Origin of the sequence: Polynucleobacter sp. MWH-Jannik1A5, assembly GCF_018881795.1 — a bacterium.
Lineage (GTDB): Bacteria > Pseudomonadota > Gammaproteobacteria > Burkholderiales > Burkholderiaceae > Polynucleobacter.
In genome coordinates this window covers 1,509,927-1,532,846 of the sequence record NZ_JACVPQ010000001.1, presented here as the reverse complement: position 1 = coordinate 1,532,846, position 22,920 = coordinate 1,509,927, and the positions used below count along the sequence as shown (strand labels likewise).

The 22,920-nt window shown below is 46.9% G+C and carries 19 protein-coding genes and 1 pseudogene; 1 reads left to right on the top strand and 19 read right to left on the bottom strand.

The features are described from left to right. Nucleotides 1-5: 5 nt before the first annotated feature. From ICN23_RS07840 to ndk, 12 genes are all read right to left on the bottom strand, one after another. Nucleotides 6-1,169: an ATP phosphoribosyltransferase regulatory subunit gene (locus ICN23_RS07840; RefSeq protein WP_216231613.1), complete on the bottom strand. Its 1,164-nt coding sequence runs from the start codon at nt 1,167-1,169 to the stop codon at nt 6-8. 20 nt (nt 1,170-1,189) lie between these two features. Further along, nucleotides 1,190-2,059 (bottom strand): protease modulator HflC, encoded by an 870-nt coding sequence (gene hflC / locus ICN23_RS07835; protein ID WP_216231612.1) that lies wholly within the window; start codon nt 2,057-2,059, stop codon nt 1,190-1,192. Continuing rightward, nucleotides 2,059-3,525 carry an FtsH protease activity modulator HflK gene (hflK, locus tag ICN23_RS07830; RefSeq protein ID WP_216231611.1) on the bottom strand — a complete coding sequence of 489 codons (1,467 nt, stop codon included), beginning with the start codon at nt 3,523-3,525 and terminating at the stop codon, nt 2,059-2,061. Before hflK ends, hflC begins: the two co-directional genes overlap by 1 nt. Beyond that, entirely contained in the window at nt 3,515-4,720 is a 1,206-nt protein-coding gene (gene hflX / locus ICN23_RS07825) for a GTPase HflX (protein ID WP_216231971.1), read from the bottom strand. The genes hflK and hflX overlap by 11 nt, the downstream gene beginning before the upstream one ends. Nucleotides 4,721-4,748: 28 nt before the next feature. Next, entirely contained in the window at nt 4,749-4,991 is a 243-nt protein-coding gene (hfq, locus tag ICN23_RS07820) for an RNA chaperone Hfq (RefSeq protein WP_011903125.1), read from the bottom strand. A 161-nt stretch (nt 4,992-5,152) separates the two neighbouring features. Next, nucleotides 5,153-6,517: a ribosome biogenesis GTPase Der gene (der, locus tag ICN23_RS07815; RefSeq protein WP_216231610.1), complete on the bottom strand. Its 1,365-nt coding sequence runs from the start codon at nt 6,515-6,517 to the stop codon at nt 5,153-5,155. Further along, a complete protein-coding gene (gene bamB / locus ICN23_RS07810; RefSeq protein WP_216231970.1) occupies nt 6,514-7,671 on the bottom strand; it encodes an outer membrane protein assembly factor BamB in 1,158 nt (385 codons plus the stop codon). The genes der and bamB overlap by 4 nt, the downstream gene beginning before the upstream one ends. Next, entirely contained in the window at nt 7,671-8,330 is a 660-nt protein-coding gene (locus ICN23_RS07805) for a tetratricopeptide repeat protein (RefSeq protein WP_216231609.1), read from the bottom strand. The genes bamB and ICN23_RS07805 overlap by 1 nt, the downstream gene beginning before the upstream one ends. A 47-nt stretch (nt 8,331-8,377) precedes the next feature. After that, complete coding sequence (gene hisS, locus ICN23_RS07800) at nt 8,378-9,706, bottom strand: histidine--tRNA ligase (protein ID WP_216231608.1); 1,329 nt, start codon at nt 9,704-9,706, stop codon at nt 8,378-8,380. 38 nt (nt 9,707-9,744) lie between these two features. After that, the gene (gene ispG, locus ICN23_RS07795; protein WP_216231607.1) at nt 9,745-11,010 is read right to left on the bottom strand and encodes a flavodoxin-dependent (E)-4-hydroxy-3-methylbut-2-enyl-diphosphate synthase; all 1,266 of its coding nucleotides are present in this window, start codon (nt 11,008-11,010) and stop codon (nt 9,745-9,747) included. Nucleotides 11,011-11,037: 27 nt separating this feature from the next. Next, nucleotides 11,038-12,234, bottom strand: coding sequence for a 23S rRNA (adenine(2503)-C(2))-methyltransferase RlmN (gene rlmN, locus ICN23_RS07790; protein WP_216231606.1), 1,197 nt, complete (start codon nt 12,232-12,234; stop codon nt 11,038-11,040). A 31-nt stretch (nt 12,235-12,265) separates the two neighbouring features. After that, complete coding sequence (gene ndk, locus ICN23_RS07785; protein WP_068321117.1) at nt 12,266-12,691, bottom strand: nucleoside-diphosphate kinase; 426 nt, start codon at nt 12,689-12,691, stop codon at nt 12,266-12,268. A gap of 262 nt (nt 12,692-12,953) precedes the next feature. Between ndk and ICN23_RS07780 the strand changes: the two genes are divergently transcribed. Then, the gene (locus ICN23_RS07780; RefSeq protein ID WP_216231605.1) at nt 12,954-13,655 is read left to right on the top strand and encodes a Bax inhibitor-1 family protein; all 702 of its coding nucleotides are present in this window, start codon (nt 12,954-12,956) and stop codon (nt 13,653-13,655) included. 362 nt (nt 13,656-14,017) lie between these two features. On the opposite strand, the gene rlmD is transcribed toward ICN23_RS07780, so the two are convergent. The 7 genes and pseudogenes from rlmD to ICN23_RS07745 all read right to left on the bottom strand — a co-directional run bounded on the left by rlmD (nt 14,018) and on the right by ICN23_RS07745 (nt 22,915). Further along, on the bottom strand, nt 14,018-15,445 hold the full coding sequence (gene rlmD, locus ICN23_RS07775; protein WP_216231969.1) for a 23S rRNA (uracil(1939)-C(5))-methyltransferase RlmD: 1,428 nt from the start codon (nt 15,443-15,445) through the stop codon (nt 14,018-14,020). After that, entirely contained in the window at nt 15,438-16,259 is an 822-nt protein-coding gene (locus ICN23_RS07770) for a 3'-5' exonuclease (protein ID WP_216214439.1), read from the bottom strand. The genes rlmD and ICN23_RS07770 overlap by 8 nt, the downstream gene beginning before the upstream one ends. 17 nt (nt 16,260-16,276) lie before the next feature. Then, nucleotides 16,277-17,041 carry a peptidoglycan DD-metalloendopeptidase family protein gene (locus ICN23_RS07765; RefSeq protein ID WP_216231604.1) on the bottom strand — a complete coding sequence of 255 codons (765 nt, stop codon included), beginning with the start codon at nt 17,039-17,041 and terminating at the stop codon, nt 16,277-16,279. Between the two features lie 37 nt (nt 17,042-17,078). Further along, a pseudogene (locus ICN23_RS07760) lies at nt 17,079-17,702 on the bottom strand (protein-L-isoaspartate(D-aspartate) O-methyltransferase); the annotation flags it as partial. A gap of 29 nt (nt 17,703-17,731) precedes the next feature. Further along, nucleotides 17,732-18,526, bottom strand: coding sequence for a 5'/3'-nucleotidase SurE (surE, locus tag ICN23_RS07755; protein WP_216214433.1), 795 nt, complete (start codon nt 18,524-18,526; stop codon nt 17,732-17,734). 39 nt (nt 18,527-18,565) lie between these two features. Then, nucleotides 18,566-21,643, bottom strand: a complete 3,078-nt coding sequence (locus tag ICN23_RS07750) for a CusA/CzcA family heavy metal efflux RND transporter (RefSeq protein ID WP_216231602.1) — start codon at nt 21,641-21,643, stop codon at nt 18,566-18,568. Continuing rightward, nucleotides 21,644-22,915, bottom strand: a complete 1,272-nt coding sequence (locus ICN23_RS07745; protein ID WP_216231601.1) for an efflux RND transporter periplasmic adaptor subunit — start codon at nt 22,913-22,915, stop codon at nt 21,644-21,646. Nucleotides 22,916-22,920 lie beyond the last annotated feature (5 nt).

Genomic DNA, 22,920 nt, shown 5'->3' with positions numbered 1-22,920 from the left:
TCGCTTTACTTCTTTTTTACTTCCCAAGAGCTAGCTTGCTTGACAAGCTCTCGGTCACATTCGTATTCGGCAGCCTCTAGGCTGGTACCCGCAGGCACTTGAATCACCACCTCACCTTTGCCTCTGAGATCAGCGACTGCCTTAGTTAATTCAGCATCGTCAATCCAAGGGGCAATAATGGCCATCTTGCGCGCACTAAATGGCGACAAACTTGCCAGCGTTAGCAGATCCAAAGAAAAACCAGTGGCAGGACGTGGTCGACCAAATGCCTGACCAACATGGTCATAGCGACCACCTCTTGCAATGGGTTGCGGCAATTGATCAACATAGGCGGCAAACATCACACCGCTGTGGTATTGATAACCACGCAAATCAGCCAAATCAATACTGAGCTCTAAGTTGCTCGACAGTTTTGCTGCAGCAGCAACCAAGCGCTCAAGATCTGCCAATGCCTGATCAATAGCAACATGCTTAGGCAAATCTTTTTTAGCTTTAGCCAATACCTCAGCACAAGGGCCATTCAATTCTGTCAATGCTACAAGCGCTTTTGCCACATTTGCTGGCAAGCAAGTCGCCCATTGACTTAAACGCGGACGATCTTTGCTTTGCAATAAGCCATACAAAGCTTCTACCGTTGATTTATCTAAGTTCTGGCCATCCAAGATGCCAGCCAAAATACCGGCATGAGACAGATCAAGATAAACCTTCTTGACGCCAGCAATATCAAGTGTTTTTAGCAACAAGGTAATCGCTTCTAGATCAGCTTCCCAAGTGGCACAGCCATAAATCTCAGCACCCAGTTGTAATTCTTCGCGAGCAGAGCTACCTACTGGCGTACGTGCATGAGCAACAGAGCCTGCGTAACAAAGGCGAGTGACCCCAGCACGATTTAAAAGGTGCGCATCAATACGAGCAACTTGTGGCGTCATGTCAGCGCGCAAACCCAAGGTACGCCCTGACAATTGATCTACCAATTTAAAGGTCTGAAGATTGAGATCTGAGCCAGTACCAGTCAATAAAGAATCTAAGAACTCCAGGATTGGAGGGGCAACTAGCTCGTAACCATAGGACTGATATAAATCCAAGACAGCACGACGCAAAGACTCAACCTTGCGAGCCTCGGCGGGCAATACATCTGCAATATCTTCAGGAAGTAACCAGCGATTCATGATGTGAACTATTTGCTTTCTTATTTTTTGTGCAGGAACTTGAAGAACTCACCACTTGGCTCAACCACCATCACGTCCTTCTTATCCTTAAAGGAGCTTCTATAGGCCTCAAGGCTTTGATAGAACTGAGCAAACTGAGGATCGCGCCCAAATGCCTCTGCATAAAGTGCAGTAGCTTTAGCGTCACCTGCTCCCTTAATTTTTTGTGCATCACGATAGGCTTCAGCCAAAATCGTATCGCGTTGACGTTCGGCATTTGCACGAATTTTGTCAGACTCTGCAGCACCAGTAGATCGCAACTCGTTAGCAACACGCTTACGCTCTGCTTCCATACGACGATAAACAGAATCACTAATTTCAGCCAACAAATCAACGCGCTTTAAGCGAACGTCAACAATCTCTACGCCGATATCCGATGCATCATCAGCGACTTTCTTACGGATGCCCTGCATTACTTCTTCACGCTGATCAGAAATTAACTCACGAACAGTACGCTTGGTGAACTCTTCATTGAGTGCTGAACGAACCAATTGAGTCAATCGATCCTGCGCTAAACGCTCGTCACCTTTAAAGCTAATAAAGAACTTACGCGGATCGACAATGCGCCATTTCACATAAGAATCGACCAATAGGTTTTTCTTCTCAGCGGTAATGAAACGTTCTGCTTCAGGATTATCGATTGTCAAAATACGACGATCAAAGAAGCGGACACTCTCAAATGGAGCTGGTAGCTTTACTTGAATGCCAGGGTTTTCAATCACACGAACAATTTGTCCGAAAGAAAATACCACCGCGAACTTGCGTTGATCCACTACAAAGATGCTAGAGGACAACACATAGATCAGCGCAACAAAACCAATACCAGCAGCGATTAAACGATTTGCATTCATTATCTTGCCTCCCTATCGCGACTACGGAGACCATCACGTTTATCTGCAGAACCACTACTTGGAGATACTGGAGCAACAGTATTGGCGCCAGTGGCACCGCCTACTGTGACGCTTCCCGTTGGGGTATTGGATCCAGACTGATTTACTTGCGAAGTTGCAGCTTGAGCACTTTCAGCGCTTACCTGTGCAACGATCTTATCGAGCGGAAGATATAAAAGGCTATTGCTCTTAGTGGTATCAACCAAAATCTTAGTAACGTTGTTATACATCTCACGCATGCTATCGATGTACATGCGGTCACGAGTCACCTGAGGTGCCTTGGAGTATTCAACTAATACCTGCTTAAAGCGTGTGGCATCTCCCTCTGCGGTAGCGACTACGCGAGCTTTATAGCCTTCAGCCTCCTGAATCAGGCGAGCAGCAGTACCTTTGGCTCTTGGAATAATGTCATTTGCGTATGCCTGACCTTCGCTCTTCAAGCGCTCTTGGTCCTGACCGGCCTTCACTGCATCATCAAAGGCAGCCTGAACTTGCTCTGGAGGCTGAACATTTTGGACGGTGACGCTAGTGACATAAATACCCGTCTTATAGCTATCCAAAATCTTCTGAATAGAGTTTGCCAAATCAATGCCGATCTTTTCACGACCTTCGTACAAGACGGTATCCATCTTGCTGCGAGCCACGATCTCACGGACGGCAGTTTCAGCAGCTTGCACTACTGCAGCATCAGGATCGCGATTGTTAAATAAATAGTCTGTAGGATCTTTAAGGCGATATTGCACAGCAAAGCGTACGTCAATAATATTTTCATCCTCGGTGAGCATGGAGGAATCTTTTTGATTGGTTGCCTTGATTAAAACAGGGCGCCCCACTTCCACAGAGCGAACACCTGACAAGTTGACTGTTTCTTCAGACTGAATTGGCCAAGGCATGCGCCAGTTAATACCAGGCCTGGCGGTGTAGTCGTATTTACCGAAAGTCAGAATAACGCCAGCCTGCCCCTCTTGAATAATGAAGAAGCCACTACACACCCACATAAAGAAAACAACTGCGCCTGCAATCAAGATGCTTGCTTTAGATCCAAACGGATTGCTGAAGTTGAAGTTGGGTGCACTCATCCCGCCATTGCCACCTCCACCGCCACCTCTTTGAGAAGGCGGAGGAATATCAGTGCTACTTGGTTTATTTGCAGGTCTATTTGTTGCGCCAGGAGATTTCTTGCCGCCAAAGATGCCAGCAATTCTGTCATTGAAGTCACGCCACAACTCATCCAAATCCGGAGGACCGTCTGGTTTAGCGGGTCGATTATTTGGCTGAGTCTCTACTGGTTTATTTGTATCGGGGTCAACTTTAGGAGCTTGATCGCTTCCCTGCCCATCTTTGGCATCTTTAGATCCGCCGGAATTGTGGCTATTGCCCCAACCTGGATCATTGACCGAAAACAGATCTAGAAATTTACGCATCATTAGAAAAATAGCTCGGGTTGGATATCGGATTAAATTCAGAAGTTGCTGGTCGTTCAGGTAAAGGCTCTAAAAACTCATCCGGGGCCAATTGCTTCTTGGCACGGTTGTGCTCGACCCTTATTCTATCAGTCATTTGAGAGCATTCGGCGAGCGCTGAGCGAAGTAAATCAAGGCCTAAGCCCGTCTGGGCCGAGAGGAAAATCTGGCTTGGGAAGCCTTGTCCATCCCGTTCTAAAACAGCCCCACGGGTAAAGGTTTGAGGCATCTGGTCGATTTTGTTCATCACCTCGATACGGGGGATGTCATCAGCCCCAATTTCCTCTAAAACTGCTTCAACTTCAGCCTTTTGCTCCCTAGCTACTGGGCTACAGGCATCAATAACATGCAAAATCAGGTCGGCATGGATGGTTTCATCCAAAGTGGCCCTAAAAGCCTCAACCAGCTGATGGGGCAAATCTCGGATAAAACCCACTGTATCGGAGACCACAATTGACCCAACCCCGTCCAAATGGACCTTTCTAGAGGTGGTATCCAAAGTGGCAAACAATTGATCGGCCGCATATGTCCCTGCTTTGGTAAGGGCATTAAAGAGGGTTGATTTGCCCGCATTGGTGTATCCCACCAAAGAAACCGAGAACACGTCTTTACGATTTCGCGCCCGCCTTTGCGTTCTTTGCTGACGCTGCAGTTTTTCTAATTCATTCTCAAGGCGCTTTGCTTTGGTTGCCAACATCCGGCGATCCAACTCCATTTGCGTTTCACCAGGACCGCCGCGAACACCAATACCACCGCGTTGACGCTCTAAGTGACTCCAAGCTCTGACTAAGCGAGACATGCGATAGCGAACTTGTGCAAGCTCTACTTGCGTTTTACCGATATGACTTTGTGCTCTTTGACTAAAGATATCCAAAATCAAACCAGTGCGATCCATCACATGAAATCCAATGTGACGTTCTAAATTTCGCTGCTGTGTTGGGGATAAGGGATGGTTGAAGATCGCGAGTTCTGCACCCTGCTCTTCCATTACCCTTTTGAGTTCATTAGCTTTACCTGAGCCGATAAATAAAGCTGGATCAGTCCTGCCTTTACGGGCGATCACACTGGCTGCGGGTATAGAGCCGGCGCTATCAGCCAAAAGACTGAGTTCGGCCATGCTGTCAGCAAAATCTTCGCGTCCTGTATCTACTCCAACCAGAACGGCGCGTGCCGCATCTACTCCAGTTTTATACAGGGCTAGCTTCTTCTAAACGGAAATCAATCGCACGAGCAGGAACTATTGTCGAGATTGCATGTTTGTAAACCATCTGCGTAACGGTATTCCGCAAGAGAACAACATACTGATCAAAAGATTCAATATTGCCTTGCAACTTAATGCCATTTACGAGATAGATCGAAACAGGAACATGCTCTTTGCGTAATGCATTGAGGAATGGATCCTGAAGTAATTGAATTTTGTTGTTATTCATACTGCCCCTTATTTATCTTTTCTGAACTACTTTTTTCGGAGTCTTGCTTTTTTAATTAAATATCAATCTGTGCTGCAAACTGCTGACTGAGTCCTCTATATTGGGCTGATTTTCGAAAAAATCAAGCCCAAGAAGGCTCAGAAATGAAAGCTTAGCCCAAATTAGCGCTTTTTGCCTTTTTTACCCTTATCAGCATCTACATAGGGGTTTTTAGCCGTATTCATCTGAATCCGTAAAGGCGTGCCGCGTAACTTAAAGACATCCCTAAACCGACCTTCCAAGTATCGCTTGTAGCTATCAGTCACCCCACTCAAGGATGTGCCATGAATGACCACAATTGGAGGGTTCATGCCCCCTTGGTGGGCATAACGCAATTTAGGACGGCCCATACCAACCCGTTTTGGCTGCTGATGCTCAATTGCTTCTTGCAAAATGCGAGTTAAACGTGGGGTTGGCAACTTCGCCATTGCTGCAGCATAGGCTGCATCCACATCTTTAAAGAGCTCTTTAAGACCAGTGCCTTTTTTAGCGGAAATCGGATGCACGTTTGCAAAATCCAAGAAACGCAGTTTTTGTGCAATTTCTAAACGAGCACGCTCTTTTACGTACGCGTCGATACCATCCCACTTATTTACCGCGACCACTAGGGCACGACCAGCTTCAACAATAAATCCTGCGATGTGAGCATCTTGCTCAGAAATATCTTGTTGAGCATCTAACATCAAGATCACTACATTACAGTCTGCAATTGCTTGCAAGGTCTTTACAACAGAGAACTTCTCAATCGCTTCAAATACTTTGCCACGACGGCGCAGACCAGCGGTATCCACCAAAATGTAGGGTTTGCCATTGCGCTCAAAAGGAACTTCAATCGCATCACGTGTAGTGCCTGGCATGTCAAATGCAATCACGCGCTCTTCACCAATCAACTTATTGATTAATGTGGACTTACCTACGTTTGGACGACCTACTACTGCAATCTTCATTGGACGATTAGGGTCGTTAGCCAACTCTTCATCATCCGGCTCAGCGATGCCCAAAGAATCTAATGCATCATCAATCAGACCGCGCACACCATCACCATGCGCAGATGAGATTGGGAAAGGCTCACCTAAACCGAGTTCATGAAAATCTGCCGTAACAACGCCAGCTTGCATGCCTTCAGTTTTATTGACGGCCAGAATGACTGGGCGACCCGTTTTACGCAAGAAGTCTGCAATTACGCGATCTTGTGGAGCCATACCCAAACGACCATCCACCAAGAAAATGACAATGTCCGATTCTGCGACAGCCTGCTTGGTTTGTTTGGCCATTTCAGCAACAATGCCGGTCTTAGCAACAGGCTCGAAACCACCGGTATCTACGCAGATGAATGCGCGCTCACCAATGCGGCCTTTGCCATAGTGCCGATCTCTGGTTAAGCCAGAAAAATCAGCTACCAATGCATCACGTGAACGCGTTAGGCGATTAAAGAGGGTCGACTTCCCTACGTTGGGACGGCCGACGATAGTGATAACTGGATTCATTTTGGACTGTACGCCGCTATTTTTCCACCTTGAGATTGAACCAAGATGAGACCACCTACCGCAATGGGGGCAGCCGAGATTGGACTACTGTCGTGACGAATACGTGCAACCAACTCACCATTCGCCTGTGAAAATGCATGGATGTAACCTTGTGCATCACCCATGAGTAAAACCCTACCGACTGCAAGCGACTCGCCCACATCGCGGAACGTTAACTGAGTGTTCTCCCAAACTTGTGCGCCATCTTTGGTAGCAAATGCAGTCACGTGCGATTTGTCGTTAGCCGAGAAAACCATATCCGCACTTTGTGATGTGCCGGTATAGCTTGAATAATCTTTAAACCACAAAAGATTTCCAGTACGCGCTTGACCGCAACCAACACGACCTTGATAAGAAACTGCGCAAATAATCTCGCCATCCATACTAGGCTTGGCAGTGACATCATTCAAGCGCTCAATTTCTGAGAATCCTTTAGGAAAAGAGACTGGGGTCTCCCAAACTAAACCACCATTGGCAATCGCAATCATGCCAAAACGTCCGCCAGTAAAACCTGTAACAATAACCTCATTACCAATAGCGAGCATTCCATAGCCAACTCGCAAGGACAAAGCGGACTGCTGACGTTGATAGGTCCACTTGCGCGCTCCAGTTTGAGCATCTAATCCAATGAAACGGTTGTCGAGCGCACGCACAATCACCACACCGGCAGCAACTACAGGCTCACTTAATACTTCGCTTCCAACACTCACGTTCCAGATTGGCTTACCAGTATCGTCGTAGGCGTAAACCGTACCTTTTGTAGTTACAGCAACCGTGGTACGACCATCGGAACCAGGTCCCACGGATAAACGTTCGGGAACAGATGCTTCCCATACCTTGTTACCCGATGCCAAATCAATCTTAGCTAAATTGCCTCGATGGGAGGCAGCGTAAACAGCATCCCCAGCAACAATGGGATGAAAGTTAAAAGTTTCTGATGAGCCGACGCTGGTTGACCACACCGGCTGCAAATCAAATTGATTGGTTACCGTCGCCAACTCGGCAGGCTTTCTGACTCGAGAGTTGCCAGAGCAGGCAACCAAAGCAATTACCACTGAACTCAACACTAGGGCAGCGCCTATGCGCCTTGGTAAACGCTTCATCTCTGTAGTCATCACTGAGCAACCCCTCCAACGGCATCCAATTTAACCTTCAAGAGACCACGCGCCTCCTCAGGAAATTCTTTTGATTGGTCTAGCTTCTTCCAAGCCTCTTGGTAGCTTTGCTTTGCTTGATCATTTTTCTTCTGAGCCAAATACCAATCACCGCGACGCTCAAGCCATAAAGACTCAAAACCAGCAATAGGTTTTTGATTCAAGATTTGATCTGCCTCAGCAAAATCTTTCTCACCACCCTGCTCAATTAACTGTGTCACTAAGCGTAATTTTGCCAATGCCAAATAGCCGTCATTTGATGCGTTCTTGGCAGCCCAACGTAAATAATCTGTCGCCTTAGAGCTATCACCTGCATCTGATGCAATACGCGCAGCAATTAGGCTAGACATTGCCGCATACGGCGTACGTCCAAAATCTTTTTGTAAATCATCTGCAGCACGCAAAGTTTGGTCCTTATCGCCTTTAGCGATTGCGCCCACCATCGTTTCATACAACTTGGAAGCCTCCAGTGATTGACTATTGCGCCACCACTGATATCCGCTGTAAGCAGCATATGCAAACAAAGCAGCCGTAATTACGCCCGTAATGAGATTGCGGTACTTCTGCCAAAACGCTTTGAATTGGTCTAATTGTTCTTGTTCTTCTAGATCTAAAGGCATGTCAATCCAAACTAATTAATCGGTAATTTATAAGTATTAGGGTAATTCTATTCGGAGGCGCCTACCAAGGCGTCAATTGCTGCTCCCAAGACATCATCCAGAGGAACAGACTTTTGCTCACCTGTGCCACGTAAGTCCTTGAGTTGCGCCTCATTCTTCGCCAATTCATCAGGTCCAATAATGACCGCAAAGGCAGCCCCACTGCTATCCGCCTTCTTCATTTGGGACTTAAAGCTAGCGGATTGACCATCTGGAGGGCAAAACAGGATCGTATCGATTCCGGCACTGCGTAAGCGCTCGGCAATAATCATGGCGGCCGTCAAAGTCTCACCGCCTTGGTGCAAAACAAAGATGTCGCACTGAGCTTGCGTCTCTGGCAAAGAACCAGAAACTTTCATTAACTCTAGAACGCGCTCCATTCCCATAGCCCAACCACAAGCAGGAGCAGCTTTACCGCCCATACGCTCGATCAATGGATCGTAACGTCCACCACCAGCGATCGTACCTTGGGCACCTAACTCATCTGTCACCCATTCAAATACGGTGAGGTTGTAATAATCTAAGCCGCGCACTAAACGAGGATTAATTTTGCAAGGGATGTTGTTGGCCTTTAGCAAAGCCTGTACTGCATTGAAGTGCTTGAGCGACTCTTCACCCAAGAAATCCAACAACTTCGGCGCGCCCTCAATCAAAACTTGCATCTCAGGATTTTTAGAATCCAAGATGCGCAATGGATTTGAAATCAGACGCCGCTGTGAGTCTTCATCGAGCTGCTCTTTATTCTTTTCAAAGTAAGTAACCAAGGCTGCACGATGTTCTGCGCGCTCAGGAGCTTGACCTAAAGAGTTAATTTCTAGGCGGACGCCCTTCAAGCCCAGCTCATCCCAGAGGCGTTGACCCATGAGAATGATTTCAGCATCAATATCTGGCCCAGCAAAACCTAAGGCCTCAATACCGAACTGGTGGAACTGGCGATAGCGACCACGCTGAGGACGCTCATGACGGAACATCGGACCGGTGTACCAAAGACGCTTCGGTCCTTCGTACAGCAAATTGTTTTCAATAACGGAGCGCACTAAAGCGGCAGTACCTTCAGGACGCAAAGTAAGCTGCTCACCATTGAGGCGGTCTTCAAAGGAATACATTTCCTTTTCAACAATGTCTGTGACTTCGCCAATGCCACGCTGAAATACCGCTGTTGCTTCCACAATAGGCGTTCTCAAAAACTCATAACCATAAGCACGAGTGAGATCGCGCAAAACATGTTCAAGATGAGCCCACTGCGCAGCATCAGCCGGCAGCAAATCATTCATGCCGCGCACGCCGTTAATCTTTTGCGTCTTTTGAACTTTATCTTTTGCGTTTTGATCAGTCATTTTTATTATTGTTTTGTTATTGCTTTACTTAAATCTATTTAAACCTTGGCGGCGTAATTCTGTTTTACGTATTCATCCACAATTACCTGAAACTCTTCAGCAATTCTCTCACCGCGCAAGGTTTTCACTTTAACTCCATCTACGAATACAGGTGCCGCCGGTGTTTCACCTGTTCCAGGCAGTGAAATGCCAATATTCGCATGCTTGCTCTCGCCTGGGCCATTCACAATACAGCCCATGACAGCCACGTTCATATTCTCAACGCCAGGATGGGTTTTCTTCCAAATCGGCATTTGTTGACGCAGATACGATTGAATATTGGCCGCCAATTCCTGGAAAGTAGTGCTAGTTGTTCTGCCACAACCAGGACAAGCAATCACCATCGGTGTGAAGTTACGCAAGCCCATGGTTTGCAAAATCTCTTGCGCAACAATCACTTCATTTTCACGTGGCGCACCTGGATCAGGCGTTAACGAAACGCGAATCGTATCGCCAATGCCTTCTTGCAACAAGATGCCCATTGCTGCCGTAGAAGACACAATTCCTTTACTACCCATACCGGCTTCAGTTAAACCCAAATGCAATGGATAGTCAGAGCGTCGTGAGAGATCGCGATAGACCGCAACCAAGTCCTGCACATTACTTACCTTGCAAGAAAGCAAAATCTGATCGGGATTCATACCCAACTCCACTGCTTTTTCTGCGGACTGTAATGCAGACTGAATCAAAGCCTCAATCATCACTTCTTGCGCAGTCTTTGGAACTGCTAAAGCCGCATTGCTATCCATGATGGAAGCCAAGAGATCTTGATCTAAGCTACCCCAGTTCACGCCAATACGAATCGGCTTGTCGTATTTACATGCAGCTTCTATCATCTGAGCAAATTGTGGATCACGCTTCGCGCCCTTGCCTACATTGCCTGGATTAATGCGGTACTTAGAGAGCGCCTTTGCGCACTCTGGGAAATCATTTAATAAAGTGTGGCCGTTGTAGTGGAAGTCGCCAATGAGCGGCACTAAAACATCCATCTTATCTAACTGCTCACGAATATAAGGAACTGCAGCAGCAGCTTCTGGCGTATTGACAGTAATACGCACCATCTCCGATCCAGCACGCGCCAATTCTTTTACTTGAATGGCAGTACCTACCGCATCAGCAGTGTCGGTATTTGTCATGGATTGCACGCGCACTGGAGCATCACCACCTACAGTAATGATGTTGGTCTTCCAAGCAACGGTTGCCTGACGGGTAGCGCGCTTAGGACTGGGTCCTAGAGGCAATGCAGGTAATGAATTAGAGCTCATTGGATTCTATTGGTCGGGATCTAATCTTTAATTTAATTTTTTGAGCCATTCAATGGGATGCTCATTTGATTCAACTTCAGCAATTTCAATCTCAGCGCTGTGAACATCACGCTCACGAACTCGAGTGCGATCTACCACGTCCCCTGCCAACTGCCCACAAGCCGCTGCAATGTCATCGCCGCGAGTCTTGCGTACTGTCGCCACCATTCCGGCATCCAATAGAATGCCAGCAAAGGCATTGACCCGCTGGGCTGGAGAACGCTTCAAGCCAGACTCTGGAAACGGATTAAATGGAATCAGATTAATTTTGCACTTAATGTTTCTGAGCAAGCGCACCAATTCTTTTGCTTGGATGTCGGAGTCATTCACACCATCAAGCATGCAATATTCAAAAGTTAAAAAATCTCTTGGAGCAAATGGTAGGTAACGCTCACAAGCATCCAATAATTCACGTAATGGATATTTTTGATTGAGCGGCACTAACTGATCGCGCAATGCATCATTCGGCGCATGCAATGAAACCGCTAATGCTACTGGGCAATCTTGCGCGAGGCGATCAATCATCGGCACTACGCCCGATGTTGAAACGGTCACACGACGGCGCGATAAACCATACGCCCTATCATCAAGCATAAGGCGCAATGCAGAAACGACATTGTCGTAATTGAGTAAGGGCTCGCCCATTCCCATCATCACCACATTAGAAATCACACGACCAGTATGTTCCCAACCTGGAGTAGGAAATTTTTCGATGCGGCGAACAGCTTCGGGATCATTACGGAGCAGATGTTCAGCAAACCAAAGTTGACCGATGATTTCACCGGATGTGAGGTTGCGCGAGAAACCTTGATGCCCTGTTGAGCAAAAACGGCAATTGACTGCGCATCCCGCCTGAGAAGAGATGCACAAAGTGCCTCGATCATCCTCAGGAATAAAAACGGACTCCACCGCATTGCCAGCGCCCACGTCCAGTAACCATTTGCGGGTGCCGTCTAGCGCATGCTCATCTTTAATTACGGGGAGAGAAAGTACTTCTGCTTTATCTAGCAAGGTTGCTCTGAAGCTTTTTGCTAAATCACTCATGTCATTAATGTCTGATACACCACGTTGATGTATCCACTGCATGAGTTGCTTTGCCCTGAAGGGCTTTTCATTCAACCCCGCGACATACGCTGCCATTTGGTCAGCGTCAAAATCTAAGAGATTTACGCGCGGGGAGGTCAATGCGCCTACTTATAGTTAAATAGGTTACTGATTAACGATTGAAAACATTCATGCCGGGGAAGAAGAATGCAACTTCCACAGCAGCTGTTTCAGGAGCGTCAGAACCGTGAACAGCATTTGCATCAATGCTGTCAGCAAAATCAGCACGGATTGTGCCTTTTTCTGCTTTCTTAGGATCAGTCGCGCCCATCAAGTCGCGATTCTTAGCAATAGCGCCTTCACCTTGCAAAACTTGAATCATGACAGGACCAGAGATCATGAAGCTCACCAAGTCTTTGAAGAAAGGACGATCTTTGTGAACGCCATAGAACTGCTCAGCTTCGTTTTGTGACAAATGCGCCATTCTGGAAGCAACAATCTTCAAACCAGCAGATTCGAAACGGTCATAGATTTTGCCGATGACGTTTTTAGCGACAGCATCAGGTTTGATAATAGAAAGGGTGCGTTCAATTGCCATTCAAGACTCCAATAGTGATTTCAAAGGTATTTGCCAGCTTGGGGCTCATAAGCCACCCCACTCCAGCGACCCCCGAATTATACATTGCCTGACCGTATTTACCCCTATGTCTGTAGGGCTAAGCCCTTGAATTTACAGGGCATAAGCCTTTAATTTGTAGGTCTTTCATAAGGGGGCTTGAAATTTAGGTGTTTTGTCTATACTTACTGTCAACAGCCCTATATGGGCTCTTGTAATAACTATGAAAAAAGAAGGAGTCAATATGAGTGATCTGAACTCTTACGGCTTTGGCCAAACCGGCTCAATTAGTACCGTCCAGGTACGCAACCGCGTACTTCGCAATACTTATGCGCTTTTAGCGCTATCCATGGTGCCTACTGTCATTGGCGCCTGGCTCGGTGTTGCCATGGGATTGGATTTCTTCTCAGGCAGTCCATTTATCGGCTTTATCGTGTTCATGGCAGTTGCCTTTGGTTTCTTCTGGGCAATTGAAAAGAATAAAGACACTGGTGTAGGCGTTCTTCTACTCCTGGGCTTTACCTTCTTCATGGGCATCATGATGTCCCGCTTAGTTGGCTACACACTGAACAGCTATAGCAATGGCGCGACTCTCATCATGTTGTCATTCGGCGGCACTGCTGCAATCTTCGCCACCATGGCAACCATTGCAACTGTCAGCAAGAGCGACTTTGCTGGTATGGGCAAGTGGCTCATGGTTGGCGTGCTGCTCTTGATCGTTGCTTCATTGGCAAACATCTGGCTGCAGTTACCTGCTTTGATGCTGACTGTGATGGTTCTAGCTATCGCAATCTTCTCAGCCTTTATCTTGGTTGATGTACAGCGCGTAATCAACGGCGGCGAGACCAACTACATCATGGCTACATTAGCTATTTACTTGGATGTGTATAACGTCTTTACCAACTTACTTGCCCTCTTGGGTATTGTTGGCGGTAATAGAGATTAAGTAATACTTGGAACTGAAGTGTGACGTTCTCTGAAGGCGCCTGCGGGCGCCTTTTTATTTGCTACAAAATAAGCTTCGTGTGAATTGCTTGCGACTAGAAACTAAACAGCTACAAACATGCTCACTGCGTAAGACAGCGCCATCAAAATCAATAAGAGGGCAAAACTATCTGAGGCTTTCATGACAGGCTCCCAAAAGTAATTTACGGGTTTGGCAGCTAAGCATCACTGCACAGACTCAATCTACTCTTAGGTTGGGTTGAAGCATTTACCAGGCGCACTGGATTTAGGCTCTACGCACTAAATTGGGGCAATCCCAGCTGGCTTATTGGGAAAATACTGCTCAATGAGCGATTTTGGTCACTACAGCCGATCAAAAACCGCCATGGACTCCACATGTGAGGTGTGAGGGAACATATTAATAATCCCTGCACTACTCAAGGAGTAGCCCGCTTGATGGCACAGGATCTCAACATCTCTTGCCAAGGTTTTGGGGTTACAGGAGACGTACACAATACGCTGAGGGAGCAAGTCACTTTGCTGAAGGTGTAATTCAGCTAACGCCTTGCAAATCTCCATCGCGCCTTCTCGCGGTGGATCCATTAGCCAGCGCTCTGCTTTTCCCCAGGATGCAATCGTTTCTGGCGTCACTTCAAATAAATCACTTTGCATGAAACTTGCCTTGTCAGCCAAGCCGTTATGTTCCGCATTAGCTTTTGCTCTTGTGGTTAAGCTTGCCAAACCTTCGATACCTAAAACTTGTTTTGCCTTTCTGGCCAGCGGTAATGTGAAATTACCAATCCCACAAAATAAATCGAGCACACGATCCGTTGGCTTTACTTCAAGCAAGCGAATCGCCCTACTGACTAATGCGCGATTCATCATATGATTAACCTGCGTGAAATCTGCCGGCTTAAATGGCATCTCGATTTCAAACTCAGGCAGGCGGTAGCAAAGCTTGCCACTCTCAGGATAAAACGGCGCTACCGTCTCAATCCCTTTAGGCTGCAACCATATCCAGACCTGATGCTGATCGGCAAATACTCTCAGCAATTGCTCATCATCAGCCGTCAGGGGCTTGAGATTACGAAACACCAATGCGGTAACTGGTTTTGATTTTTTAGGATCTTCTGATTGCGCATCTTCAGGCTCGCCAACGGCAATTTCAATTTGTGGCATACGGTCGACGATGGACAAACCCATCACCAATTTGCGCATCTCTGGCAATAAGTCAGATACGTGCTTTGGCAAAATCTCGCACGCAAGCATGTCAGCAACATAGCCACTCTTGCCTTCATGAAAGCCAATGAGTACAGTGCCTTTTTTGATAGAGCGATTAACGGCGCTGAGGCGTGCACGATGACGGTATTCCCAAGTAGGCCCACCCATCGGGCGCAAGATTTCTCCGGGCCTTACCTTGGCAATGTGTTGTAGATCATCTTCAAGCACGCGCTGCTTCATGGCAACTTGTGCACGAATGTCTAAATGCTGCATGGTGCAGCCACCGCAGACACCGAAGGCCTGACATTTGGGCTCAGCCCTAAACACTGCAGGCTTCAGAATATCGCGCACTTTAGCTTTGCTAAACCGGGATTTATCACTAGTAATCGTGTAAGTCACCAACTCGGTTGGCAATGCACCTTTAATAAAGATGACTTTGCCACTTTGACCTTGGGCAGCCTCTTCCTCATTAGGTGCTAAGCGTGCAATGCCTTGGGCGTCTAGATCCAAGGCTTCGACTTTAATTGGCTCAGTCACCTCAATATTGACTGGCTTATCCCCTCTACGCATCCGCAGAAAAACCCTGGAGATATTCTTGCCACTGAGCACCATTGGGCTCTTTAGCTTCTTTTTCTAGGTAGGCTTTTACAAACTCAATCTCTTCTTGGTACTCCTCAAGAGAAAAGCCACCACGTAGCAACTGAAACCGACAGTACATGAGATAAGTGTTGACCACATCAGTCTCACAGTAACGACGAATGTCATTAATCTTGCCATCTTGGTAAGCGGGCCACACTTGACTGCCATCCATACCCATCTTGCCCGGAAAGCCGCAGAGCTTAGCCAAGCCATCGAGAGGCGCATTGGCGCGACCATTAAATTTAGCCAAGAGATCCATCATATCGAGATGACGCATGTGATAACGACTAATGTAGTTATTCCACTTAAATTCACGGCTATCTGACTCTTGGCTCTCGCCCATCTCCCAATAACGCGGTGCTTGAATATGATTCGCCAGAGCGCGATAGTGCAATACAGGCAAGTCAAAGCCACTGCCATTCCATGAAACCAATTGCGGTGTGTATTTTTCAATCAGATCAAAGAAGGCTTGCACCAAAACCTTTTCATCATCTTGTGGGGTGCCTAAGGTACCAACTTTAATTTGTGGCAAACCTTCTTTGGTGGTTCTGCGAATCACGCAAGATATAGCCACAATCTTTTGTAGGAATAGAGGCAGAAATTCACTGCCAGTTTTAGCGGCACGATCAGCCATGGCCTTGCTAGCTACTTCGGTATCGCTCATAGATTCTGGAAAATCTTCCAGACGACGCAATCCCGCTACATCAGGAATGGTTTCAATATCGAATACGAGAACGGTCGCCATACTTACTTAAGGCAACGTTACTGCAGATACGGCGTTGGATTAACTGGTTTTCCGTTAACGCGTAACTCAAAGTGCAACTTGATTGCATTGGCATCTGTATCGCCCATCTCGGCAATCCTCTGACCCTTACGCACAGAATCACCTTCTTTTACCAAGAGCTTGCTATTGTGAGCATAAGCAGTGAGATAAGTGTTGTCATGTTTAACAATGACTAAATTGCCATAACCACGCAAGCTATTTCCGGCGTAGACCACCTTACCGTCAGATGCTGCAAGCACAGGTTCGCCAACCTTCCCGGCAATATCAATCCCTTTATTGGTCTCACTAAATTCAGCGATGACCTTGCCCTTTGCGGGCCAAGATAAACGAATGCCTGGCTCAGCCACCACTTCAGCTTTTGCTGGCTCTGGAGTAGCTGCAGGTGAATCTGATTTATCTGCTACCGGCTTCTTATCCGCAACACGTGCCGGCTTAGAACCTGCAGGCGCTTTAATCAAAATCAAATCACCCACTTCAATCACATTAGGGTTGAAGTTAGGGTTGACTGCTTTATTCCACTGAGTGACATCGCGCGGAGCTTGGCCATGATCCAAAGCAATACGCGCTAAGGTATCCCCTTTTTTCACACGGTAGTAACCAGGCGGCGTAGGCTCAGTAGTGCCAGCACTACGATCTGTGACGCTGGCAGGTTTAGCGCGTGGCACAGTACTGCAACCCACAACCAATACCAATGATGTGGTCATGAGCGCAATAAGGGAAGACTTCAATAAGGTACGTGACATTAAATTAGGTTCTGAATTGTTGAATTCATCATAAAACTTATACTACCCCTGATTGTAAGGGGACAAAAAAGACCTCGTCCAGCACAGTTCTTTGGTAGCGCTGGGAGCTCATCCTCTCCACCATCACCAACTGCTGTTCTTTGTCATTTTTAGCAACTGGGGCAACCAGACGACCGCCAATCGAGAGTTGGTCCAATAAGGCATCCGGAATCCCTAAGCCTGCAGCCGCCAAGATGATCCCATCAAATGGTGCGGCTTGGGGCAAACCTAAGATGCCATCACCATAAATCAGACGCAAATTATTAATCCGAAATGGGCGTAACTTAGCTCTAGCCATGTCATGCAATGGGCGTATACGCTCAATTGAGTAAACCTCATCCGCTAGCAAACTGAGAACTGCCGCTTGATAACCACAACCAGTTCCAATCTCTAGAACTTTGCCTAGTTTGTGCTTAGGCTTATGAAGTAGTTCAATCATGCGCGCTACTACGGATGGCTTTGAGATAGTTTGCTCATGACCGATAGGTAAGGCCGTATCTTCATAAGCTTGCGCATGTAGACCTGCATCCATAAATGCATGCCTTGGAACGGTGGCAATCGCCTCTAAAGTTTTGCCGTGCTTTACGCCACCAGCATGCACTTTTGCAGCTAGCGCTTGCCGATACGCAGCAAAGCGTTCTGTTGGAGCCTTCAACCGCGATCCCATCCATTTGCGCGCATTGCTGCTAAGCGAGCATGGTGCGTTAAATCCAATTGCATTGGCGTGATGGAAATGCATCCTTCGGCAATCGCATGAAAGTCTGTGCCTTCGGAGCCCTCTTTGACATCACCTGCCGCACCAATCCAGTAAATCTTGTCGCCACGAGGGCTATCTTGCACCACTACTGGCTGTGAATGATGGCGATTGCCCAGGCGAGTTACGCGCCAGCGATAAAGATCGGCGTAAGGACGATTGGGAATATTGACGTTAAGCAGTGTTGCTACGCCATCAGCATGATTCTTGCTTAAGGCAGACACCAGCATTTGCGCCACTACATCGTGCGCTGCTTTAGCGGCGTCTTCAATGCGATTCCAGCCACGATCAATTTGTGAGAAAGCAATGCCGGGCACTCCAAACATCACACCTTCAACGGCAGCAGCTACTGTCCCAGAGTAAAGCGTATCTTCACCCATGTTCTCGCCTTGATTAATGCCAGAGATCACCAAGTCAGGCTTTTCATCTAAGAAACCAGTCATGGCAACGTGCACACAATCGGTCGGCGTGCCATTGATAAAGAAAAATCCATCGCGTTCGCCACCAGCCACTCGATGAATCGAGAGCGGTCTTGAGAGTGTTAATGAATTTGATGCGCCACTATGGTTTTGCTCGGGAGCGATCACCGTAATACGACCCAAGGGACGCACTGCGTTTACTAGAGCCAATAATCCGGGAGCTAAATAGCCATCATCATTGGAGACCAAGATGTGCGGTTGACGATTGCTCATGACTATTAAGTTCTTTCTATTGGCTATTAAATCAGGTGATTAACTATTAGTTGCTGGTGTTAAAGCGCGACCTCTAAACCAGCCATAAATGACTGGCAATACTAAAAGCGTCAAGATCGTGGTGGTTACCATACCACCCACAATCACTAAAGCCAAGGGGCGTTGCGCCTCAGAGCCAATCGAATGAGATAAGGCTGCAGGCAAGAGCCCTAGCCCTGAAAGCGCCGCAGTCATCAATACTGGACGAACCCGCAATGATGCACCCTCCACCATGATGTCTTTCATCTGATCATGTTCGGTGGCAGCCGTCTTATTGATAAAGGAAATTAGTATCACGCCATCCTGGATTGCAATACCAAATAGTGAGAGGAACCCAAAGAATGCCGAGATACTGAGAGTCTCACCTGCGAGATGCAAAGCAATGACGCCACCGATGGCAGCAAATGGCACGTTGATCATGACGATGAAAGCATCGCGGAAATTACCAAATGCGCTCACGAGCAATAAGAAGATGCCTAGCAATGCCAACGGCACAATCAACATCAGCTTCTTCTGCGCTTGCTTCATTTGATTGAACTGGCCATCCCAGCTAATCGAATAGTTAGGCGGCAAGGTAATGTTCTTTTCCACCAAGAACTGGGCATCCTCTACCGCACTGCCCAAGTCACGATTACGAACACTGAATTTAATCGCGATATAACGCTTACCTGCCTCACGATAGATAAAGAATGGACCGTCCGTTAAACGAACACTAGCCACCATCGATAAAGGAATCTGGGTGCCGTCAGGTGCCTCAACTAGTAAGTGGCCAATATCAGCAACGTCGTTACGGCTACCTTCATTGAGGCGTACGGCAATACCAAAAGTTTTTTCATCTTCAAGCAAGTTAGTTACAGCAGCGCCACCAATCGCGTTTGCTACCACCGTCTGGATATCATTCACATTAATGCCATAACGTGCTGCACGATCACGATCAATCTGAATGTTGAGCGTCGGCTGACCTAACTCTTTCAGAATGCCTTCATCCGCTACACCACGAACCTTTTTGAGCTGATCAATGACCTCATGTGCTTTTTGATCTAGAACCTCAAGATCGGTACCGTAAATCTTGACGGAGTTCTCTCCCTTAACGCCGGATAAAGCTTCGTTAACATTGTCTTGGATGTACTGAGAGAAGCTGTAGGTAATACCTGGAATCTTATTGAGCTCAATTTCTAAATGCGCAATCAAATCCTTCTTTGAGGATCCGCTTGGCATCTTGTCCGGACTCTTTAAGTAAAGCCCATATTCTTGGTTAAATACACCGGTGGAGTCAGTACCATCATCTGGACGGCCAATCTGCGCGGCAACCTTTTCAATCTCCGGCTGCTTCATAAAGGTTTCGCGTAATTGGTTGGCAACTTTGACTGAGTAATCAAGATCAACCGTATTAGGCAGGGTTACCCGCAACCAAATATTGTTTTCTTCCAAGGTTGGTAAGAAGGCAGTGCCTAAGCGAGTCATACTTAATAAAGTAATACCCAATACAAATACGGCTACTGAGAAAATGGTTAATGGACGATCCATCCACCTTCTGAGTAATGGCTTGTAGCTATCCAAAATCTTGGTAATAAAAGATGGTGGTTTGTGATGTAGATTCTCGCCAAACACTAATGAAATCATTGCCGGCAAGAATGTCAGACTCAGAATCATCGCTGCAATCAAGGCAAAGCCCATGGTGAAAGCCATTGGCTTAAAGATAATTCCCTCTACACCACCCATAAAGAACAATGGCGAATAGGCCACGATGATGATGCCAGTGGAATAAATCATGGCACGCTGTACTTCACTAGTAGCCAGAATAATGCTTTGGTTCAGGCGCTTACCGCCCTCCTCTAGGTGACGCATCACGTTTTCAGTCAGAATCACTGCAGAGTCAACGATGACACCAAAGTCAATCGCACCCAATGAAATCAAATTGGCTGGCACGCTCCACAAATGCATTTGAATAAATGACACGCACAGCGCCAAGGGAATCACTGCAGCTACAACAGCCGCTGCACGAATATTTCCAAGAAAGAAAAAGAGAACTGCCAATACCAGCGAGATACCGAAGAACAAAGTATGTTTAACGGTGCCAATCGTGATATCGAGCAGCACTTGACGATCGTAGAAAGGTTTTACTTCAATTCCTGGCGGAAGAATATGTTTATTAATGTTTTCAACAGTATTGCGAACGCGTGCCAATACTTCAGTAGCATTCTCACCTCGACGTAAGTAAACAATGCCTTCAACTGAATCAGGATTGTCATTGAACTGGAACATACCCAAACGTGGCGCATTGCCAATCTCTACCCGTGCAACATCGCCAATCCGAATGGGGACGCCATTATTAATAGCGACAACCACCTGCTTAATGTCATCAATATTCTTCAAAAGACCTACGCCACGCACTACAAACTGTTGCTCACCACTTGGCAGTAGACCGCCACCAGTATTGCTATTGGCATTTGTTAGAGCAGTGATTAACTGATTAACAGACACCCCTTTAGCTTGCAGGCTCTCAGGGCTAACAATGACTTGATATTGGCGAACCTTGCCGCCAAAAGACGAGACATCAGCTACACCCGGGGTTTGCTTAAGCTCTTTATAGATCTCATAGTTTTGTAAGGTCTTCAATAAAGTTGAAGATGCATACTCAGAGCGCACCTCGTAACGCATGATCTCACCCGTCGCATCCGAGTCCGGGCTAATGCTGGATGTGACACCAGGTGGAAAAGCAACATTAGCTAGGTTAGCTAAAAAGGTTTGGCGCGCCTTAAATGGATCGGCAGTGTCATTAAATTTGAGAGTGACGACAGATAAACCGAAAAGTGATACTGAGCGGAACGCTTGCAAGCCTGGAATACCTGCCAGAGCATTCTCAACCGGAATAGTGACCTGCTGCTCAACTTCAGTGGTACTTCTTCCGGGCCACTGTGAAATAGCTTGAATCGTTAATGGTGCAACGCCTGGATATGGCTGGATTGGCAACTTACTCAAACTGAGCATTCCTAAGCCAAGCAATACGATCGACGCAAAAATGACGAGCGCGCGCTTCTCAACTACCCCTCGAATAAAAGAGGTGAAAACGCTCACTTAGTCCTCCTGCTTTGCAAAACGATCGTTTAACAAAACTGCGCCTTCAGATAGCACTTGCCAACCCTGCTCTACACCCTCAGTAATAGCAAAGCTCTTGCTATTGAGGTCATATCCCTTAACAGGAACACGGCGGAAAGTTTCTGGGCCAACTCTAACAATGGCGTACCGATTTTCACGCACTCGCACAATAGCGGATTGCGGAACCACTACCGCATCCGCTGTACCCGTAGTTAATGAACCTGATGCAAACATGTCTGGGCGTAAAAGATCATCAGTATTTTCAACATCCGCACGAATTAATAAAGCACGTGTTTGCGGATCAACTGTTGGTGAAATGTAATTCGCGTAGGCAACAAATTCTTTTTCTGGATAAGCCTCTAGGTGCAAAACCATTTTTTGACCCTGCTTGATCAAACGAAAATCTTGCTCAAACACATTACCCAAGAACCAGAGTTGCTTAGGGTCAGCCAAAGTGGCAATAACATCACCAGAGTTCACAGCAGAACCTGGCTCGACGTTACGCTTGACTACAACCCCTTTTAAAGGGGAGCGCATGATTAAGTTGTTACTAGTCTTGCCAGTGGATTCGATACTTTTAATATCACCATCGCCGGCACCAAGATTTCTCATACGGTTAGCGGCTGCCTGTTGGGTAATTCGCGCATCACCCAATAAGTCACTCATTGTTTTACTTGCTTCGAGAACCTTAGCGGTTTTTGATGAAAGCAAATACTCCTGCTGTGCTGATAAAAATTCTGGGCTGTATAACTCAACGATTGGTGAACCAATTTCGACTTGAGCGCCATCGAAAGCATAAATACGCTCCACTCGGCCTGGCGCACGCGCTGAAAGTACTTTAGATTTTTCAGCATTAAACGCTAATCGTCCTGGCACTTTGATATTGACCGGCACTTGCACTTTTTCAGCTGTTTGAAATACATAAATCTCCGGGTTGAGCTGAACGCCAGGCAACTTCAACTCAAGCACACCCGTTTTTTCTACTTTGAGTGCCTTATCGGAAGCCTCAATCTTGACAGTACGATTGACGTTAGTCACACGCCCCACTACGATGCCCAATGAAAGAATGGCAAAAGCAAAAGCGGCGAGACGAACACGATAACGATTCTGCGGAGATAGATTCCAATACAAGCCAGCCAAGCCAGCAGCGGCTACTTTTGCATGGTGAGTACCATGAGATGCGCCTTTATGCAGAATTGGCTTGGCCTTTTCTGACACATGTTTTAGAAACGAAAGAATTTTGTCTTTCAAAACTA

Bases quoted from the DNA above. Each gene is read 5' to 3' on its own strand.
- ICN23_RS07770 (WP_216214439.1), bottom strand. From the start codon at position 16,259: ATGGCGACCGTTCTCGTATTCGATATTGAAACCATTCCTGATGTAGCG.
- rlmD (WP_216231969.1), bottom strand. From the start codon at position 15,445: ATGCGTAGAGGGGATAAGCCAGTCAATATTGAGGTGACTGAGCCAATT.
- der (WP_216231610.1), bottom strand. From the start codon at position 6,517: ATGAATCCAGTTATCACTATCGTCGGCCGTCCCAACGTAGGGAAGTCG.
- hisS (WP_216231608.1), bottom strand. From the start codon at position 9,706: ATGACTGATCAAAACGCAAAAGATAAAGTTCAAAAGACGCAAAAGATT.
- ICN23_RS07805 (WP_216231609.1), bottom strand. From the start codon at position 8,330: ATGCCTTTAGATCTAGAAGAACAAGAACAATTAGACCAATTCAAAGCG.
- hfq (WP_011903125.1), bottom strand. From the start codon at position 4,991: ATGAATAACAACAAAATTCAATTACTTCAGGATCCATTCCTCAATGCA.
- hflC (WP_216231612.1), bottom strand. From the start codon at position 2,059: ATGAATGCAAATCGTTTAATCGCTGCTGGTATTGGTTTTGTTGCGCTG.
- ICN23_RS07840 (WP_216231613.1), bottom strand. From the start codon at position 1,169: ATGAATCGCTGGTTACTTCCTGAAGATATTGCAGATGTATTGCCCGCC.
- ICN23_RS07780 (WP_216231605.1), top strand. From the start codon at position 12,954: ATGAGTGATCTGAACTCTTACGGCTTTGGCCAAACCGGCTCAATTAGT.
- ICN23_RS07765 (WP_216231604.1), bottom strand. From the start codon at position 17,041: ATGTCACGTACCTTATTGAAGTCTTCCCTTATTGCGCTCATGACCACA.
- ndk (WP_068321117.1), bottom strand. From the start codon at position 12,691: ATGGCAATTGAACGCACCCTTTCTATTATCAAACCTGATGCTGTCGCT.
- hflK (WP_216231611.1), bottom strand. From the start codon at position 3,525: ATGATGCGTAAATTTCTAGATCTGTTTTCGGTCAATGATCCAGGTTGG.
- surE (WP_216214433.1), bottom strand. From the start codon at position 18,526: ATGAGCAATCGTCAACCGCACATCTTGGTCTCCAATGATGATGGCTAT.
- ispG (WP_216231607.1), bottom strand. From the start codon at position 11,010: ATGAGCTCTAATTCATTACCTGCATTGCCTCTAGGACCCAGTCCTAAG.
- bamB (WP_216231970.1), bottom strand. From the start codon at position 7,671: ATGACTACAGAGATGAAGCGTTTACCAAGGCGCATAGGCGCTGCCCTA.